The sequence below is a fragment of the Pseudokineococcus marinus genome, from assembly GCF_013004605.1.
In the GTDB taxonomy this organism is placed as follows: domain Bacteria; phylum Actinomycetota; class Actinomycetes; order Actinomycetales; family Quadrisphaeraceae; genus Pseudokineococcus; species Pseudokineococcus marinus.
The window spans coordinates 1-16249 of sequence record NZ_JABEMA010000038.1; the positions used below are offsets into that span (position 1 = coordinate 1).

At 75.9% G+C, this 16249-nt stretch carries 16 protein-coding genes; 7 read left to right on the forward strand and 9 right to left on the reverse strand.

The window, feature by feature from the left end:
- Positions 1 to 109: 109 nt before the first annotated feature.
- Positions 110 to 1471, forward strand: coding sequence for a methyl-accepting chemotaxis protein (locus HLB09_RS19150; protein ID WP_281359233.1), 1362 nt, complete (start codon positions 110 to 112; stop codon positions 1469 to 1471).
- An 83-nt stretch (positions 1472 to 1554) separates the two neighbouring features.
- Here HLB09_RS19150 and HLB09_RS04625 read toward each other — a convergent pair whose 3' ends face one another.
- The 4 genes from HLB09_RS04625 to HLB09_RS04640 all read right to left on the reverse strand — a co-directional run bounded on the left by HLB09_RS04625 (position 1555) and on the right by HLB09_RS04640 (position 6658).
- Positions 1555 to 2481 (reverse strand): carbohydrate ABC transporter permease, encoded by a 927-nt coding sequence (locus HLB09_RS04625; RefSeq protein WP_171202233.1) that lies wholly within the window; start codon positions 2479 to 2481, stop codon positions 1555 to 1557.
- Complete coding sequence (locus HLB09_RS04630; RefSeq protein WP_171202234.1) at positions 2478 to 3350, reverse strand: carbohydrate ABC transporter permease; 873 nt, start codon at positions 3348 to 3350, stop codon at positions 2478 to 2480. Before HLB09_RS04630 ends, HLB09_RS04625 begins: the two co-directional genes overlap by 4 nt.
- Before the next feature lie 219 nt (positions 3351 to 3569).
- On the reverse strand, positions 3570 to 4892 hold the full coding sequence (locus HLB09_RS04635; RefSeq protein WP_171202235.1) for an ABC transporter substrate-binding protein: 1323 nt from the start codon (positions 4890 to 4892) through the stop codon (positions 3570 to 3572).
- Between the two features lie 215 nt (positions 4893 to 5107).
- A complete protein-coding gene (locus HLB09_RS04640; protein WP_171202236.1) occupies positions 5108 to 6658 on the reverse strand; it encodes a GAF domain-containing protein in 1551 nt (516 codons plus the stop codon).
- Positions 6659 to 6869: 211 nt separating this feature from the next.
- Here HLB09_RS04640 and HLB09_RS04645 point away from each other — a divergent pair, with 211 nt between their 5' ends.
- Positions 6870 to 8147 (forward strand): GNAT family N-acetyltransferase, encoded by a 1278-nt coding sequence (locus tag HLB09_RS04645; RefSeq protein WP_171202237.1) that lies wholly within the window; start codon positions 6870 to 6872, stop codon positions 8145 to 8147.
- Positions 8148 to 8184: 37 nt separating this feature from the next.
- On the opposite strand, the gene HLB09_RS04650 is transcribed toward HLB09_RS04645, so the two are convergent.
- Together HLB09_RS04650 and HLB09_RS04655 are read right to left on the reverse strand one after the other, a co-directional pair.
- Positions 8185 to 9549, reverse strand: a complete 1365-nt coding sequence (locus HLB09_RS04650; RefSeq protein WP_171202238.1) for an EAL domain-containing protein — start codon at positions 9547 to 9549, stop codon at positions 8185 to 8187.
- A 226-nt stretch (positions 9550 to 9775) separates the two neighbouring features.
- A complete protein-coding gene (locus HLB09_RS04655; RefSeq protein ID WP_171202239.1) occupies positions 9776 to 10012 on the reverse strand; it encodes a hypothetical protein in 237 nt (78 codons plus the stop codon).
- A 130-nt stretch (positions 10013 to 10142) separates the two neighbouring features.
- Between HLB09_RS04655 and trxA the strand changes: the two genes are divergently transcribed.
- The gene (gene trxA / locus HLB09_RS04660; RefSeq protein WP_171202240.1) at positions 10143 to 10541 is read left to right on the forward strand and encodes a thioredoxin; all 399 of its coding nucleotides are present in this window, start codon (positions 10143 to 10145) and stop codon (positions 10539 to 10541) included.
- A 111-nt stretch (positions 10542 to 10652) separates the two neighbouring features.
- On the opposite strand, the gene HLB09_RS04665 is transcribed toward trxA, so the two are convergent.
- The 3 genes from HLB09_RS04665 to HLB09_RS20325 form a co-directional block, all read right to left on the reverse strand.
- Complete coding sequence (locus HLB09_RS04665) at positions 10653 to 11033, reverse strand: hypothetical protein (RefSeq protein ID WP_171202241.1); 381 nt, start codon at positions 11031 to 11033, stop codon at positions 10653 to 10655.
- The gene (locus tag HLB09_RS04670; protein WP_171202242.1) at positions 11030 to 12088 is read right to left on the reverse strand and encodes a CDP-glycerol glycerophosphotransferase family protein; all 1059 of its coding nucleotides are present in this window, start codon (positions 12086 to 12088) and stop codon (positions 11030 to 11032) included. The genes HLB09_RS04665 and HLB09_RS04670 overlap by 4 nt, the downstream gene beginning before the upstream one ends.
- Before the next feature lie 198 nt (positions 12089 to 12286).
- Positions 12287 to 12466: a CDGSH iron-sulfur domain-containing protein gene (locus HLB09_RS20325; RefSeq protein ID WP_171202248.1), complete on the reverse strand. Its 180-nt coding sequence runs from the start codon at positions 12464 to 12466 to the stop codon at positions 12287 to 12289.
- Positions 12467 to 12672: 206 nt separating this feature from the next.
- Between HLB09_RS20325 and HLB09_RS04680 the strand changes: the two genes are divergently transcribed.
- The 4 genes from HLB09_RS04680 to HLB09_RS04695 all read left to right on the forward strand — a co-directional run bounded on the left by HLB09_RS04680 (position 12673) and on the right by HLB09_RS04695 (position 16241).
- Entirely contained in the window at positions 12673 to 13794 is a 1122-nt protein-coding gene (locus HLB09_RS04680; protein ID WP_171202243.1) for an iron-containing redox enzyme family protein, read from the forward strand.
- 52 nt (positions 13795 to 13846) lie between these two features.
- Positions 13847 to 14407, forward strand: coding sequence for a hypothetical protein (locus HLB09_RS04685; RefSeq protein WP_171202244.1), 561 nt, complete (start codon positions 13847 to 13849; stop codon positions 14405 to 14407).
- A 63-nt stretch (positions 14408 to 14470) separates the two neighbouring features.
- On the forward strand, positions 14471 to 15637 hold the full coding sequence (locus tag HLB09_RS04690) for a zinc-dependent alcohol dehydrogenase (RefSeq protein ID WP_171202245.1): 1167 nt from the start codon (positions 14471 to 14473) through the stop codon (positions 15635 to 15637).
- 220 nt (positions 15638 to 15857) lie between these two features.
- On the forward strand, positions 15858 to 16241 hold the full coding sequence (locus HLB09_RS04695; RefSeq protein ID WP_171202246.1) for a DUF1905 domain-containing protein: 384 nt from the start codon (positions 15858 to 15860) through the stop codon (positions 16239 to 16241).
- Positions 16242 to 16249 lie beyond the last annotated feature (8 nt).

A 16249-nucleotide genomic window follows, 5' to 3' on the forward strand; every position in this document is an offset into this window, starting at 1 on the left:
CCCCTGCTGCGCACGGGAGGCGCCCGCCGCCCCGGAGCGCCCGGCGCGGGTGCCGACCCGACCACCGGGGCGGCTCAGGCCCCGCCCGGTACCGGCCGACAGGGAGGGCATGCCCGAGACCGCTCCCGACCGCCGCGCCGGCGTGCGGGGCCTCCCCCGCGGGGGCGCCCTCGACGACAGCGCCTTCGCCGCCCGGCACGCGATGCTGTGGTGGCTGCTCGTCGCGCACGTGCCCGTGCTCGCCGTCCTGGCGGTGTGGCACCTGAGGTCGGCGCACGGGGGAGCCGGGCACCACGGCGGAGCGACCGGGATCACCACGGGCGCGGTCGTCGTCGGCGTGCAGCTCGTCGCCGTCCTCGCGCTCGCCGCCCTGGCGCGGGCCGACCGGCGCCAGCCCGTCCGCGCCGGCGCCGTCGGGCTCGGCCTCATGGTCTGCGCCGGCGTGCTCGTCCACGTGGGCGGCGGCCTCACCGACCTCCACATCTGGTTCTACGTGCTCCTGGCCGCCGTGGCGCTGTACCAGCAGTGGGTGCCCTTCGTGCTGGCCGTGGTCTTCGTCGCCGTCCACCACGCCGTCATGGGCGTCTGGATGCCCGCGGCGGTCTTCACCACCCCGGCGGCCCTCGAGCACCCCGTGCGTTTCGCGCTGCTCCACGCGGTCTTCATCCTCGCCGAGGGCGTCTTCCTCGCCTACGGGTGGAAGTACACCGAGGCCGCCGAGGCGGCCCGGCGCGCCGAGGCCGAGCGCGCCGCGGAGCGCCACCGCTCCGAGGCGGCCGTCCACGCTCAGCTCGGCGAGGAGCGCCTGCGCGCGGCCGAGCAGGAGGCCGGGGCGCTGCGGGCCCGCCACGAGCGGGCGGAGGCGCTGCGGGGCCGACTCGTCGCGCTGCAGGAGGGCAGCTCGCGCCTCAGCCAGGACGTCGCCGTCGCCGGGACCGTCATGGGCGGGCTCCACCAGGCCATCGACGAGATCGGCCGGGCCGCGTCGAGCGCCACGACCACCGCGCGCCGCGCGGACGAGGAGGCCCGCGAGAGCGCGGCCGCGGTGGCCCGGCTCACCGCGACCATCGGACAGATCGACCAGATGGCGACGGCGATCGGCGCCATCGCCGGCCAGACGAACCTGCTGGCCCTCAACGCGACCATCGAGGCCGCTCGCGCCGGGTCCGCAGGGCGCGGCTTCGCCGTCGTCGCCGGCGAGGTGAAGGAGCTGGCGCAGGAGACCTCGCGCGCCACCGAGAGCATCAGCGCCGTCGTCGAGACGGTGCGCGGCGACGTCGCCGCGGCGGCCCGGACGCTCGAGGGCATCCAGGGCGTCGTCGGCGGCGTCGTGGCCGCACAGGCGACCATCGCGGCGGCCGTCGACGAGCAGTCCGCGGCCACCGCCCAGGCGCAGCAGGCCATGGCGGGTGCCACGTCCGAGGCGGCCGCCATGGCCGAGCAGCTGGGGGCCGTCGCGCGCCTCGCCTGAGGCCCGGCCCGCCCGACGTCAGACCCGCCCGACGTCAGACCCGTCCGGCCTCGGGCCGTGCCCGACGTCGAGCGGAGCCGGCCTCAGCCCTTGACCGACCCCGCGTTCAGCCCGGCGATGAGGTACCGCTGGGCGATGAAGGCGAAGACGAACACGGGCGCTGTCAGCAGCAGCGACGCCGCCCCGGCCTGCTGGAGCAGCGGGAGGGTCTGGCCGAGCTGGGTCGCGATGAAGACCGGGACGGTGGCGCTGTTGACGTCGGTCAGCACGACCGCCGTCAGGTACTCCTGGAAGGCGAAGAGGAACATGAAGAGCGCCGCCGTGATGATGCCCGGGCCCATGAGCGGGATGATCACGCGCCGCAGCAGGGACAGGCGGGTGCAGCCGTCGATCATGGCCGCCTCGTCGATCTCGCGCGGGATGGCGGCGAAGAAGTTGCGCAGCAGCCAGATGGAGAACGGCTGGTTGATGGCGACGAGCGCCAGCGCCAGGGCGATCCGCGTGTCGTAGATGCCGAGCGTCCGCGCGATCTCGTACATCGGCAGCACGACGGCGGTGCGGGGCAGGGCGCGGAAGACGAGCGCCGCCACGAGGAGGGCGACGGACACCCAACTCGGGGATCGGGAGAGGGCGTAGGCCGCCGGGAGCCCGATGACGAGCGCGATGGCCGTCGAGATGACGGCGACGAGCGCTGTGTTGATGAGGTACTGGTAGAAGTTCGTCGTCTGCCAGAGGTTGACGAAGGCGTCGAACGTCGGGGTGAAGGTGAACGTCGGCGGGTTGAGGAAGGCCACGCTCGTCGGCTTGATGACCGAGAAGGCCGTCCACAGCACCGGGCTCAGCATGACGACGCACACGACCGCCAGGACGACGCCGGCGACGAGCCCCCCGATGCGCGAGGTGCGCGGCCCGCGGGGCCGGCGGTACATCTCGCCCCGCCCGGCGTCCGCGCCGCGGGTGGTCGTGGGCCGCTCGACGGCCTCCGGGTCGACGGTGCTCTGGTCGCTCACGCGTTGCGCCCCTCTCGTGCGGTGTCGCGGATGAAGGGCAGCAGCATGATGACGATGAGGACGATGAGGAGGACGTTCATCGCGCTGCCGAGCCCGAGGCGCTGGCCGCCGTCGAGGAAGGCCTGGTTGTAGATGTAGAGCACGAGCGACTCGTTGCCGATCTGCACGGCCTGCGGCGACAGCGGGATGAGCTGGTCGAAGAGGCGGAGCACGTCCATGATGCAGATCAGGGCGACGAAGCCGATGACCCCGCGGATGCTCGGGGCGATGACGCTCCAGTGGGTGCGGAGCGTGCCGGCGCCGTCCATGCGCGCCGACTCGAGCAGCTCCGTCGGCACCCCCTGCAGGCCCGCGAGCATGACGAGCATGGCGAAGGGCAGCAGGAACCAGATGACGGACGCGCCGACGAGCCCGCGGTTGGCCCACGTCTCGGTGAACCACAGCACCTGCGGGAGGCCCAGCGCGCGGATGACCTGGTTGACGACGCCGCCGAAGTTGTCGTTGAACAGCCAGGAGAACATCGTGCCGCCGACGAGCCCCGGCACGACGTAGGGCACGAGCAGCAGGCCCAGGACGAAGGGGCGGGTGCGGCGTCCCAGGCGGTTCACGAGGACGGCGAGCACGTAGCCGCCGAGCACGAGCACCGTCACGGTCGTCACCGTGATGACGACCGTGAAGGACACGGCGGAGAGGAACCGCGGGTCGGAGAAGGCCTCGCGGTAGTTGTCCAGGCCGATGAAGGTGCCCGGCTGGCCGTAGCGGACCTGCTGGAAGCTCCACTGGACGGTCCGGACGAGCGGGACGACCAGCAGCGCGAACATCACGATGACGCTCGGGCTCACGAGCAGGGCGTAGTCACGTCTGCGCACAGCGGCTCCTCGGGCGGCGGAGGGGGCTCGGGGCCGACGTCGGTCGGCCCGGAGGGAGCCCAGGAGGAGAGCAGCCCACGAGGAGGACGCAGACGGGCGGCTCGGGAGAGGGGGCGGCCCCGGCGGGCGGGGCGGCGGGGAGGAGGCGGTGCGGGCACCGGCTCCGGGCTCGCCGCGGGGGCCGGACCGGCCGCTGCCGGCCCGGCCCCCGCGGTGGGCTCAGGAGTACTGCGCCAGGACGTCCGTGGCGATCTGCTGCATGCGCGCCGTCGCGTCCTCGACGGAGGTCTGCCCGAGGACGACCTCGGCGATGACGGGCCGCGTCTCGTTGGAGATGGGCGCGGTCCACGGGAAGGGCTCGGCCGGCGGGGCGTTGTCGATGGCCTCGCTGGCCGCCTCGATGATCGGCGAGTCCGAGCTGTCGGCGACGCCGTCGCGGGCGGGGTAGGCCGCCGGCAGCGAGGCCTCGGAGGCGTCCTCGGACACCGACGTGGCGATGACCTGGAAGAGGACGTCGTCGTCGACCGCGGAGTTGGACGGGATGGACCAGCCGTCGACCGACAGCGCGCTGAACTGCGGGCCGTCCGCCTCCACCGAGGGCGGCGGGGCGAAGCCGAAGTCGGCCGCGTACTGCGTGTTCTCCTCGTTGGCGAGGTCGCTCATGCGGCCCGAGAACATGATGGCGATGGCGGCGTCGCCGTTGTACATCTGCTGCTGCACGGCGGGCTGGTCGAACGTCGTCACCTGCGGGTCCATGAAGGGGACCAGCGACTGCATCTCCTCGAGGGCCTGCGCGGCCTCGGGGGTGTCGAAGTTCGGCTCCATCGTCTCCGGGTCGACGTAGTCGACGCCGAGGGAGCCCAGGGCCGCGTCGTAGGCGGTCGTGATGTCGCCGCTGGCGAGCCACGGCAGCGCGAGCGGGTACTCGAAGTCGCCCGCGTCCTGGATGGCCTGCGAGACCTGGCGGAGCTCCTCGAAGGTCGTCGGCGGCTCGAGCCCGAGCTCGTCGAAGACGTCCTGGCGGTAGGCCATGAGGAACATCTGCGCCTGCATGGGGATGGCGTACAGCGAGCCGTCGTAGCTCATCGCCTCGCGCATGCCCTCGTTGAGGCTGTCGAGCCCGTACTCCTCGCCGTAGGTGTCGACGAGGTCGTCGAGCGGCACGAGCGACTCGTCCGCGGCGAGCTGCGGGATGATGTAGCCGTAGGTCTCGAGGACGTCGTACGTGCCCTCCTCGCCCGCCAGGGTCGCCGTGGTGCGCTGCGTCTGGCCGGCGAAGTCGATGGGCTCGTGCTCCACCGTGAGGTCGCCCTGCGTGCAGCTGCGGACCATCGCGTTGGTGTACGGGTCGATGGCCGAGGAGTTGTAGGCCAGGACGTTGACGGTGGTCGGCGAGTCGACCTCGACCGGGCAGTCCACCTGGGCGGCGGTCTCGGCCCCGGTGCGCGAGCCGGCGCCGCAGGCGGTGAGGCCGGCGGCGACCACGAGGGCCGAGGCGGCGGCGAGGCCGACGCGGGCGCGTGGGCGTAGGGGGTTGCGCATGGCAGCTCCTGTCGAAGGGGGGTGCGAACCCGGTCTTCCGCGGTGAGCGGTGCGGGACATCGGCAGGCGCAGCGGGGTCTTGGGAGCGCCGGATCGCGGGTCACGTTAGTGAGCGCGACCGACCCCGACAACACGGTCGAGGACAGCCCGGGACGGCGACCCGGTGAGCCGTTGGGGCGGAACGCGTCTCGGCTCAGAGGGGGCGTCCGGCCTCGTCAGCCGAGGATGGCGCGCGTCACCGCCAGCTGCTCGGTGAGGACGCCGCCGATCATCGTCTGGACCTCGTTCAGCTCGCCGACGGCGGCGCTGATGCCGGCGAGCGACGTCGTGACGGCGTCGACCCGCTCCTGGATGCTCCGCACGCGCTCGTCGACGTCGTGGGTCGCCCGCTCGGTCTCCCCCGACAGGCTCTTGACCTCGCCGGCGACGACGGCGAAGCCGCGCCCGGCCTCGCCGGCGCGGGCGGCCTCGATGGTGGCGTTCAGGGCCAGGAGCTTCGTCTGGGCGGCGATGGCCGTGATGGCCGCCACGACGTCGGTGATCTCGGCGCTGGCCCGGCCGAGCGCGTCCACCTGGGCGTCGGCCTCCACGGTGAGGGCGCCGGAGCGGGTGGCGACGTCCGTGGCCGTGACGACGCCGCGCTCGACCTCGCCGATGGAGGTGAGCAGCTCCTCGCCCGCCGTCCGCAGGCGCTCCTGGGCGCCGAGGCGCTCGAGCGCCTGGCCGACGAGGAAGGCGGTGCTGCGCAGCGAGCTCGTCCGGCTGTCGGAGAGGGTCAGGGTGCGGGTGGCGAAGAAGTCCATCGTCCCCACCAGGCGGCCTCCCACGACGACGGGCAGGCACACCCCTGACCGCACGCCGGCCCGCTGCGCCGCGGGGGCGCGCACGCAGTCGGCGAGCTCGCCGAGGTCCTCGACGAAGACGAGGTCGCCCCGGTCCCAGGCCCGGCCGGAGAGGCCGACACCGCGGGCGAAGGACGCCGCGAGCGTGACCTGGCGGAACTCGGCGCCGGCGTCGCCGGACTCCTGGGCGAAGCGCAGGACCTGCGCGGCCTCGTCGAGGCGCCAGAAGGAGCCGTACTGCCAGCCGAACTCGCGGCGGACGGTGTCGAGCGCCGCGCTGAGGGCGGCCTCCGCGTCGCGCGCCGCGGTGAGCTCCCGCAGCACCGTCGAGACGGCGGCGACGTCCTGGGCGGAGCGCTCCTGGCGCACGGCCTCCTCGAGCCGCTCCAGCGCCGCGGAGACGAGGATGGCGACGGAGCGCAGCACGGCGAGACGACCCGGGGAGGGGGAGAGGCGCTCGGTCGTGAAGAAGTCCATCGTCCCGACCACCCGCCCGCCCTCGAGCACGGGGAAGCAGACGCCGCTGCGCACGCCGGCGCGGCCCGCGGCGTCCGCGCGCACGCAGTCGGCGAGCTCGGACAGGTCCTCGACGACGACGAGCTCGCGCCGCCGCCAGGCGCGACCGGAGAGGCCGACGCCCTCGGCGAAGGACGCGGCCCGCGTGACCTCGCGGAACTCGCTGCCGGCGCTGCCGCTCTCCTGCGCGAAGCGCAGGACGCCGGCCCCGGGGTCGAGCGCCCAGTACGACGCGTAGGCCCAGCCGAAGCGCTCCCGCACCGCCTCGAGCGCGGCGCCGACGGCGGCCGCCGGGGAGTCGGCCTCGCCGACGGCGCGGACGACCTCGGTGAGCGCGGTGACGTCGGCCTGGAGGGCCTCCACCTCCTCGCGGAGGCGGGGGGCGGGCGTGGTGGACCTGCCGAACACGGCGGTGCTCCTGTCGTCGAAGGCGTCTCGTGCTCTGTCGGCGCTCGGCCCCGGCGCCCTGACCACCCCGCGCCGCCTCGAGCCCGCTGCCGCCGCCACTCCCCCCGGACGGCCTAGTTGAGCGTCGAAACATCTCCCCGGGCGAGGACGTGCGCCGGCCCCCACGACGGGACGGGGGTCGACCGTCGCCCGGGTCGCTAGCGTCGCGGGCGTGAGCGGCGAGGGGACCGAGCGGCGCGCGGACGGGTTCGAGCTCCGCGACATGCACGAGGACGAGCACGAGCAGTGGGTGGCCCTGGGCCGCCGGGGCTTCCTCGAGGCGCGGCGCGCCACGCCCGCGGCGGTCGAGTCCCGACGGCGCGCCATGGCCGGGCACCGCCGCCGCGTGGCGGTGGACGCCGGCCGCGTCGTCGCCACGTTCCGCTCCTACGGCGTCGACCTGCCCGTCCCGGGAGGGAGTGCGCTGGCCCAGGCCGTCAGCTCCGTCGTCGTGGCGGCCACCCACCGGCGCCGGGGGCTGCTGAGCTGCCTCATGGCCACCGACCTCCAGGAGGCGCGCGAGCGGGGGGACGCGCTCGCCGTGCTCATCGCCGCCGAGGCGCCGATCTACGGCCGCTTCGGCTTCGGCGCGGCCACCGAGGCCTGCCGCTGGACCCTCGACGCGCGGGGGGCGCGCTTCCGCGGCGACCCGGTGCGCGAGGGGCGCGTCTCCCTCGAGCTGGCGGAGGACGCCGACCTCGTCGACCTCGCCGTCCCGCTGCACGACCGGCTCGCCGCCCGCTCGCCGGGCGCCACGCCGCGCGACCCCCGGTGGTGGCGCCTGGCCCTCGGGCTGGAGGACGACGGCAGCGGCACCGACCCGCACCTGCAGCGGCCGGCCGTCGTCGCGCGCGACGACGTGGGCCGGGTCGTGGGGGTCCTGCGCTACCGCGCCGTCGAGCGGGAGGAGGCCCGGCGCCCGGCGACGACCGCCGAGGTGCTGGACCTCCTCGCCGACGGCCCGGACGCGACGACGGCGCTGTGGCGCCACCTCGCCGACCTCGACCTCGTCGTGGGCGCGAGCGCGCCCTTCCGGTCCCCGCTCGAGCCGCTGCCCCACCTGCTCGTCGACGAGCGGGCCGCCCGGCAGCACGAGCGCAGCGACTTCCACTGGGTGCGGGTCCTCGACGTCCCGGCGGCGCTCACCGCCCGCCGCTACGCCACCGCAGGCGCCTGCGTCCTCGAGGTCCGCGACGACGCCGGCCTCGCCGGCGGCCGCTGGCGCCTCGAGGTGGGCGCGGACGGCACGGCCGACGTCGAGGCGACGGCGGCCGAGCCCGACGTCGTCCTGCCCGTCGCCGTCCTGGGCTCGGTCGTCCTCGGGCAGGTGCCGCTCGTCGGCCACGTCGCGGCCGGGGACGTCGACGAGCGCACCCCCGGTGCGGCGCGGCGGCTCGGCGCGCTCCTGCACGACCCGTCGGCCGCCGTGCTCGGGCGCACCTGGTTCTGACGCCGTCCCGCCGCCGGACGCCTCCCCTCGCGCCCGCTCAACCCGCGGGTCGTGGCGCGGGCACGGCGCCGTCGTCGTCCCCCGGCAGCCGCCCCGGGCGCCCGTAGAGGTACCCCTGGGCGTGGGCGACGCCGAGGGCGGCCAGCGCCGCGTGCTCGGACTCCGTCTCCACGCCCTCGGCGACGAGCGCGGCCCCCGCCTCGGCGGCGAAGCCGACCATCGAGCGGGTCATGGCCCGGTGGACGGGGTCGACGTCGACGCCGCGCACGACCTCGAGGTCGAGCTTGATGACGTCGGGACGCAGGCGCAGGACGTGGCGCAGGCTGGCGTACCCGGCGCCCGCGTCGTCGACGACGAGCAGCAGGCGGGCGGCGCGGAGGCGGTCGGTCACCGCGGTGAGCCGGGCGTAGTCGGGCACCTGCGTGTGCTCGGTCAGCTCGACGGCGACCCGCCGGTGCCCCAGGGGCAGCAGCAGCTCCAGCGCCCGCGGGTCGAGGAGCGCCTCGGCCGACAGGTTGACGCCGGTCCAGGCCCCGGCGGGGACCCTGTCGAGGTGCTCGAGCGCCCGGCGCGCCGCGAGCAGCTCCAGCTCGACGCCGATGCCGGCGGCGCTGGCCGCGGCGAAGGCGTGCGCCGGGCCGGGGAACGCCGGGTCCTCGACCCGCGTCAGGGCCTCGTAGCCGACGGCGCCCCGGTCGGAGACCCGCACGACGGGGTGGAAGACGGTGCGCAGGGCGCCGCGCTCGAGCACACCGGTGATGCGCTCGTCGCGCCGGGCGCGCTCGCGCCGCTCGACGGCCTCCGGCGAGGCGAGGACGTCGGCGACGAGGTCGGCCGCGAGCGCGGCCACCCGGGCGGCCGCGGCGTCGAGCGAGGGGTCGGGGTGCCGGCTGAGGCAGCAGAGCATCCCGACGGGCGTGCCGTCGGCGGCGCGGAGGGGCGCCCCGACGTAGGAGCCGATGCCGAGGTCCTCGGTGACGGCCAGGTCGCGCGCCACGGGGTGGCGCCTGGCGTCGGGCACCACGGGCGGGAGGGCGCCCGAGAGCACGCGCACGCAGAACGAGCCCTCGAGGCTCGTGCCGCCGCCGACCGCGACCCGCATCGACGTCAGGTCGCCGCTGCCGGCGCGCAGGACCTGGCGTGCGCCCCCCGCCGCGTCCTCCGGACCGCCCCACGACCCGTCGCCCCGGCCGCCCGTCGACCGCTCCGCCGGGGCGCCCGTGAACTCGGAGACCCACGCGATCTCGGCGCCGAGGTGGGCGCGCACGCGGTCGAGGACGCGCTGGACGCCCGCGCGCTCGGCGGCGGACCAGCCGTCGGCGTCGTCGCGGTCGCGGGCGGAGGCTGCGGGGCGGGTCCACGGGGGCGAGGTGGGCCGCTGGGAGGTGCGCTCGGTGGTCATGGCGTCCCCGGCTGGTGGAACGGACCCGTCACGCGCGCGAGCGCGGGACGCCCGGGCCGCTGCTGCTCAACGGTCCCGGGGACCGGTGCGGGGTCGAGGACCTGGCGCCGGCTGGCGGGTCCAGCATCGACCACGGGGGCCCCGCACTGGAGGTCTTCGCGCACCTCGGTCACGAGCAGCCCGCCCCGGACCGGAGCCGGGAGCCTGCGCCGCGGGCCACGCCGCGTCAGCGCCGCGGCGCCGTCACCGCCGCGCAGCCCAGGCACAGGCCGTCCCCGCCGCGCAGCACGGCCGCGCGGGGCACCGACCAGACGCCGGGGCGCACCTCGGCGACCTCGCCCGGCCCGGTGGCCTCGAAGCGCACCTGGTCGGGCCGGTCGCCGTCGCGCTCCGGCGAGGAGGCGTCGCGGACGGCGAGGTCGGCGCACCGCACGCAGTAGAGGGTCTGCGGGGGGAGGGACATGCACCCACCGTGCCCGTCTCGTCCATCGATGTCGGAGATCGGCCTGCGGTCGTGACCGGATCGTGCCCTGCAGCTCTCCCGTGCCCACGAGCGGGGGAACACGTGCGCCGGCCCGCGGGTTGTCCGCACCATGACGACGCGCGAGCTGACGCTGGACCAGCACGACGAGACCGTCAAGGACGGCATCGTCCTCATCGACTTCTGGGCGGAGTGGTGCGGCCCGTGCCGCAGCTTCGCGCCGGTGTACGAGAAGGCCTCCGAGGCCAACGAGGACATCACCTTCGCGAAGGTGGACACCGAGGCCGAGCAGGAGCTGGCGGCGCGGTACGGCATCACGTCGATCCCGACGCTCGTGGCCTACCGCGACGGCATCCCCGTCTTCAGCCAGCCCGGCGCCCTGCCGCAGCCGGCGCTGGAGGACCTCATCGGCCAGCTGCGCGGCCTCGACATGGACGAGGTCAAGCAGCGCTACGCCGAGGCCCTGGCGCAGCACGAGTCCGAGCAGGCCGCGGCGGCCCAGGCTCGCTGACGCGGAGCAGCAGCGCCGGCCCGGCGGCCGCACGCACGCACGACCGACGGCGTCGCCCCTGCGGGGGCGGCGCCGTCGTGCATGTCGGGTCGAGGGCCCTGGTGCCCGCCGTCAGTGGACGACGGCGACCTCCTCGACGGGGCCGAGCACGACGAGCACCTCGAGGTGCCCTGCGGCCGGTGCCCCCTCGGGCAGCGCGACGACGTGGGTCGTCGGCACGAGGTCGCGCGTGCACGGCTGCCCGGGGTGGGCGTCGTCGAGCACGACACGCACCCGGTCGCGCCCCCGCACGCCCGCGCCGCGCTGCAGCTCGACGTCGACCGGGTAGGCGGGGCAGGTGCCGCTGCCGAGGGCGGTGACGGCGAGCCCGTCAGCGGTGCGCCGGGCCCCGAGCCCGGACGGCGGCAGGGGCCGCTCCGGCAGGCCGACGCCCCGCGGCAGGCGGGCCGCCAGCCCCACCGCCCGCTCCGGCCCCGGGGGACGGCCGCTCACAGCCGCGCCGCCTCGAGGAGGCGGGCCGTCGCGCCGCCGTCGTCGTGCGGGCACCAGCGCTCCACGAAGGCGGCGCGCCGCCCGGCCCACGCGTCCGTCACCGCGGGCAGGGACAGGAGGGCGTCCTCCAGCGCGTCCTGCGTGCGCACCACGGGGCCGGGGGACTCCTCGTCGAGGTCGAGGTAGAAGCCGCGCAGCCGGTCGCGGTAGTGCTCGAGGTCGTAGGCGTAGAGCAGGACCGGCAGGGACGTCGGGGCGACGTCGAAGAGCGACGACGAGTAGTCGGTGACGAAGGCGTCGGCCGCCAGGTACAGGTCGGCGATGTCGGGGTGCCCGCCGACGTCGAGGACCCGCTCGTGCTCCACGCCGGGGACCCGCTGCACGAAGTAGTGCAGCCGCATGAGCACGCGCCAGCCCTCGCCGAGGTGGTCGGCGAGGCGGGCGGCGTCGAGGCCGAGCGGGACGCCGGGCTCGGCGAGGTCCTCGTCGTCGCGCCACGTGGGGGCGTAGAGGACGGCCCGCTCGCCCTCGGCGAGCCCCAGGCGGGCCCGGACGGCGGCGCGCCGCTCGCCGGCGTCGGGCGCGTGGAGGACGTCGTTGCGCGGGTAGCCCGTGCTCAGCACCGGCCCGGAGTAGCGGAAGGCGCTGCGCAGCAGCTCGCTGCCGGCGGCGCCCGGGCCGACGAGGCAGCTCCACCGGTCGACCTCGGCCTGCAGGCGGGCCATGAGGTCGTCGTCGTACTGGGTGTGCGCGTCGCCGTGGATGCGCTTCAGCGGGGTGCCGTGCCAGGTCTGCACGTAGGTGCAGCCGGGCGTGGGCTCCCAGTCCAGCGGCATGTGGGTGTTGGCGACGACGACGTCGGCCCGCCGCAGGGCGTCTTCCGCCGCGGGCGTGCCGACGCCGACGGTCGCGACGCCCTCGGGGAAGCCCGCGCGGTGCCGCTCGTCGAGGAGCCACACGTGCTCGGTGCCGTCGCCGCGCGCGAGCAGCGCCTCGTGCACCGCTCGCGGGCTGTCGGCGTAGCGCCCGTTGAAGCTGTTGTAGACGACCCGCACGCGCCGGTCCTCCCGTCCTCGAGGCGCCCGCTCCCGAGCGGCGCCGACCGGCCGCGAGGCTACCGACGCGGCCGTGCCCGTCCTCGGGGTGCGGGGCGCCCCCGCGCGGAGCAGGGTGGGCCCAGGTCCAGACCAGGGCCGACGACGTCCGCCCGCGACGTCGCCGCGGTGCCCGGCCCTGCTCCCCGCCGACGCGCCTCAGCCCCGTCGCGGCCCCTTGCGCACCTTGTGGCTCCCGTCGCAGTACGGGGCGATCGAGGAGCGACCGCACCGGCACAGGGCCACCGTGCTCCGCCGGCGCTCCACGGGCTCGCCGTCCGTGCCGACGATGTCGACGTCGCCGCGCACGAGCAGGGGCCCGTCGGGGCACACCGTGATCGTGGCGCCCCCGGCCCCTCCCGGGTCCTGGGCCTCGCGGGCCGGTGGCGGGGGGAGGAGCTCGTCGTCGTCCTGCCGGGACGTCGTCCTCGGCCCGTCCTCGTCCTCCCGCGCAGCGGGGACGGTGGCGAGCGGGGGGCGGGAGGAGGAGACCACCGCCCGAGCGTGAGCGACGGCGGCACGCACCGCGAGCCGGGGAGCCGGAGATGACGAGCACGACCAGCACGACCGACCGCAGCACGGCCGCAGGACCGTCCGTCCGCACCACAGGCGCCCCCGTCGGGCTGCCCGCCGGCCGGGGGCCGGTGTCGGAGGCCGTCGTCGACGTCCTCGCGGGCGGGCCCACGACGCCCGCCGACCTGCGCCGCACGACCGCCGCCGAGCTGGACCGTCGCGCGCTCGCGGCGGACGAGGTGATCCGCGACGAGGACCTGCAGCTCGCCCTGTGGACGCTGCAGGAGCTGTCCTTCCGCGGCTTCGGCGGGGCCGGCGACCGCTTCGAGTGGGACCTCGACGTCGTCGCCGCCCGGCAGTTGCTCGAGGGCGCGCTGGAAGCCGCTCTGCGGGAGGTCGTCCCGGCGCCGACGGGCGTGGCGCCCGAGGAGGTGCCCGAGGCCCTCTTCGCCCTCACGGCCGAGGAGGGGCCCGGTGGGCTGTCGACGCACCTGGCCCGGCGCGCGACGCTCGACCACTTCCGCGAGCTCATGGTCCACCGGTCCGTCTACCACCTCAAGGAGGCGGACCCCCACACCTGGGCCATCCCCCGCCTCGAGGGCCCGGTGAAGGCGGCCATGGTGGAGATCCAGGCCGACGAGTACGGCGGTGGACGCCCCGACCGCATGCACGCGGCCCTCTTCGCCCGCACGATGCGCGCCCTCGGGCTCGACGACACCTACGGCGCCTACGTCGACGAGGTGCCGGCGACGACGCTGGTCAGCTCCACGGCGATGGCGCTGTTCGGCCTCAACCGACGGCTCGTCGGCGCCGTCGTCGGCCACCTCGCCGCCTTCGAGATGACGTCGTCGCTGCCCAACCGCCGCTACGGCGCGGGCATGCGGCGCCTCGGCTTCGACCGCGACGCGACGTGGTTCTTCGACGAGCACGTCGAGGCCGACGCCGTCCACGAGCAGATCGCGGCCCACGACCTGGCCGGCGGCTTCGCCCGCCAGCACCCCGACCGCACCGACGACGTCCTGCTCGGTGCGTCCGTCGTCATGGCGCTCGACGGCGTGGCGGGGGACCACCTCCTCGCGTCGTGGGAGGCCGGGCGCTCGTCCCTGCGCGACGCCCGCGACGTCGACGGCCTGCTGGCCGCGGCCGCCGCCTGACCCAGCACGCCGACAGGGCGCCGACCGGCGCCCGCAACGCGAGGAGGAACCCGTGAGCGGACCGAGGGACACGATCGCGAGCGCCGTGCGAGGCGCCGTCCAGGGGGTCGCGGGGAAGGTGGGGGAGGTCGTCGGACGGCGCTCGTCCGGCGCCCAGCAGACCCTGACCGTCGGCCGGCCCGTCGACGACGTCGCGGCGCTGTGGCGCGACCCCGCCGCCGTCCGCCAGGCGCTCGGTGACGCCGGGACGGTCGAGGCCGACGGCGACCGCTGGACGTGGCGCCTGGCGCGGCCGGGCTCGGACGAGCCGGTCGAGTGGCGCACGACGCTCGAGGAGGGCGGCCCGTCGACGGCCTTCCCGGGCTCGTCGGTCGTCCTCCGGTGGAGCGATCCCGCCGACGCCTCCGAGGCGGCGAGCGAGCTCGTCGTGGTCCTGCGGGAGGCGCCGCAGGACCTCGGCACCGAGCAGGTGGTCCGCCTCGACCTGCCCGTCCCCGACCTCGCGGCCGGGGCGATGGCGCTGACCCTGGGCTACCGGGCCCGCGCCCTGCTCATGACGGGCGAGGTCCCGACCATCACCCCCCAGCCCTCCGGCCGGAGCGCCGACCGGTGACCGGCGCACGCCCCACCCGCGCCGCGACGCCCACCGCCCCCACCTCGACCTGCAGGAGCTGACATGCGCGCCCTCGTCTGGAACGGCGTCAACGACCTGGCGGTCGAGACCGTCGACGACCCCACGCTCATCAACCCGCACGACGTCGTGCTGCGGGTCGGCCTGACCGTGACCTGCGGCTCGGACCTCCACTTCATCGACGGCTACCTGCCCGGCATGCGCCCCGGCGACGTCTTCGGCCACGAGTTCATGGGCGAGGTCGTCGAGGTGGGCTCGCAGGTGAGCCGGACGAAGGTCGGCGACCGGGTGACCGTGCCCTCCTTCGTCTCGTGCGGGGAGTGCTGGTACTGCTCGCGCGGCATGCCGTCGCTGTGCGACACGACGAACCCCAACGCCGCCCTGCAGCAGCCGGTGCTCGGCTACCCCGGCGGCGGCATCTACGGCTACACCCACCCCTTCGGCGGCTACCAGGGCTCGCACGCCGAGTACGTCCGAGTGCCCTTCGGCGACGTCAACTGCTTCACGGTGCCGGACGACGTCACCGACGTGCAGGCGCTCTTCGCCTCCGACGCCCTCGCGACGGGGTACACGGGCGCCGTCTTCTGCGACGTGCAGCCGGGCGACACCGTCGCCGTCTTCGGGGCCGGCGGCGTCGGGCTCATGGCCGCGGCCAGCGCCCGCGCGCTCGGGGCCGGGCGCACGATCGTCGTCGACCGGCTGCCGGAGCGGCTCGACCTCGCCCGCGCTCAAGGGTCGGAGGTCGTCGACTACACGGCCGTCGACTCCGTCCAGGAGGCGCTGCGGGAGATGACGGGCGGCCGCGGGCCGGACGCCGTCGTCGAGGCCGTGGGCATGGAGGGACACGGGACCGGCGTCCAGCACGTCGTCGACCGGGCCAAGCAGGCCGTGCGCGCCTCGACGGACCGGGCGACGCCGCTGCGCGAGGCGATCATGGCGTGCCGGAAGGGCGGGGTCGTCTCCGTCCTCGGCGTCTACGGCCTCACCGACTCCTTCCCCATGGCGATGGTGACGAACAAGGGCCTGACGATCCGCTCGGCCCAGCAGTTCGGCCAGACCCACATGGCGGCGATGCTCGAGCACGTGCAGGCCGGCCGCATCGACCCGACGCCGCTCGCGACCCACACGATGCCGCTCGAGGAGTCGGTCGAGGGCTACCGCCTCTTCAAGGAGAAGGAGGACGGCTGCGTGCGCGCGGTCTTCCGGCCCTGACCCCCCGGCCCTCTCACCTCGGCCCCAGCACCTCGGCTCCAGCACCTCGGCACCAGCACCTCCGACGGGGCCCACCTCGGGTCCGACGTCCGGTGCCGGGTCCGACGTCGCACCGCTCCGGCGCCGCGCCCGACCTGCGGGACGTCGGACCCGGCGCCCGGCGCCGCACGTCAGAGGGGACGACCTCTCGCCGAAGGGCCCGCTAAGCCATGCTCCGGCCATGAGGTTCCGGAGCCGGGTCGAGCAGCACGGCCGCACCGCCACCGGCGTGCCCGTCCCGCCGGAGGTGGTGGAGGCGCTGGGCGGTGGGGGGCGCCCCGCCGTCGTCGTCACCCTCGGCGGGCACACCTACCGCACGACGGTCGGCACCATGGGCGGGCAGGAGCTGCTGCCCCTGTCCGCCGAGCACCGTGCCGCCGCCGGGCTCGCGGCCGGCGACGAGGTCGAGGTCGACCTCGAGCTCGACACCGCCGAGCGGGTCGTCGAGGTCCCCGCCGACCTCGCGGCGGCCCTGGAGGGCGAGCCCGCGGCGGGCGCGACCTTCGCCGCGGCGACGGCCTCCCAGCGCGCCGCGACGCGCGACCGCCGGCTGTCTGACGTCTGACGTCGGCC

What these genes read in the sequence shown, in the direction of transcription:
- HLB09_RS19150 (WP_281359233.1), top strand. Translation starts at nt 110, where the DNA reads ATGCCCGAGACCGCTCCCGACCGCCGCGCCGGCGTGCGGGGCCTCCCC.
- HLB09_RS04635 (WP_171202235.1), bottom strand. Translation starts at nt 4,892, where the DNA reads ATGCGCAACCCCCTACGCCCACGCGCCCGCGTCGGCCTCGCCGCCGCC.
- HLB09_RS04650 (WP_171202238.1), bottom strand. Translation starts at nt 9,549, where the DNA reads ATGACCACCGAGCGCACCTCCCAGCGGCCCACCTCGCCCCCGTGGACC.
- HLB09_RS04655 (WP_171202239.1), bottom strand. Translation starts at nt 10,012, where the DNA reads ATGTCCCTCCCCCCGCAGACCCTCTACTGCGTGCGGTGCGCCGACCTC.
- trxA (WP_171202240.1), top strand. Translation starts at nt 10,143, where the DNA reads ATGACGACGCGCGAGCTGACGCTGGACCAGCACGACGAGACCGTCAAG.
- HLB09_RS04680 (WP_171202243.1), top strand. Translation starts at nt 12,673, where the DNA reads ATGACGAGCACGACCAGCACGACCGACCGCAGCACGGCCGCAGGACCG.
- HLB09_RS04690 (WP_171202245.1), top strand. Translation starts at nt 14,471, where the DNA reads ATGCGCGCCCTCGTCTGGAACGGCGTCAACGACCTGGCGGTCGAGACC.
- HLB09_RS04695 (WP_171202246.1), top strand. Translation starts at nt 15,858, where the DNA reads ATGAGGTTCCGGAGCCGGGTCGAGCAGCACGGCCGCACCGCCACCGGC.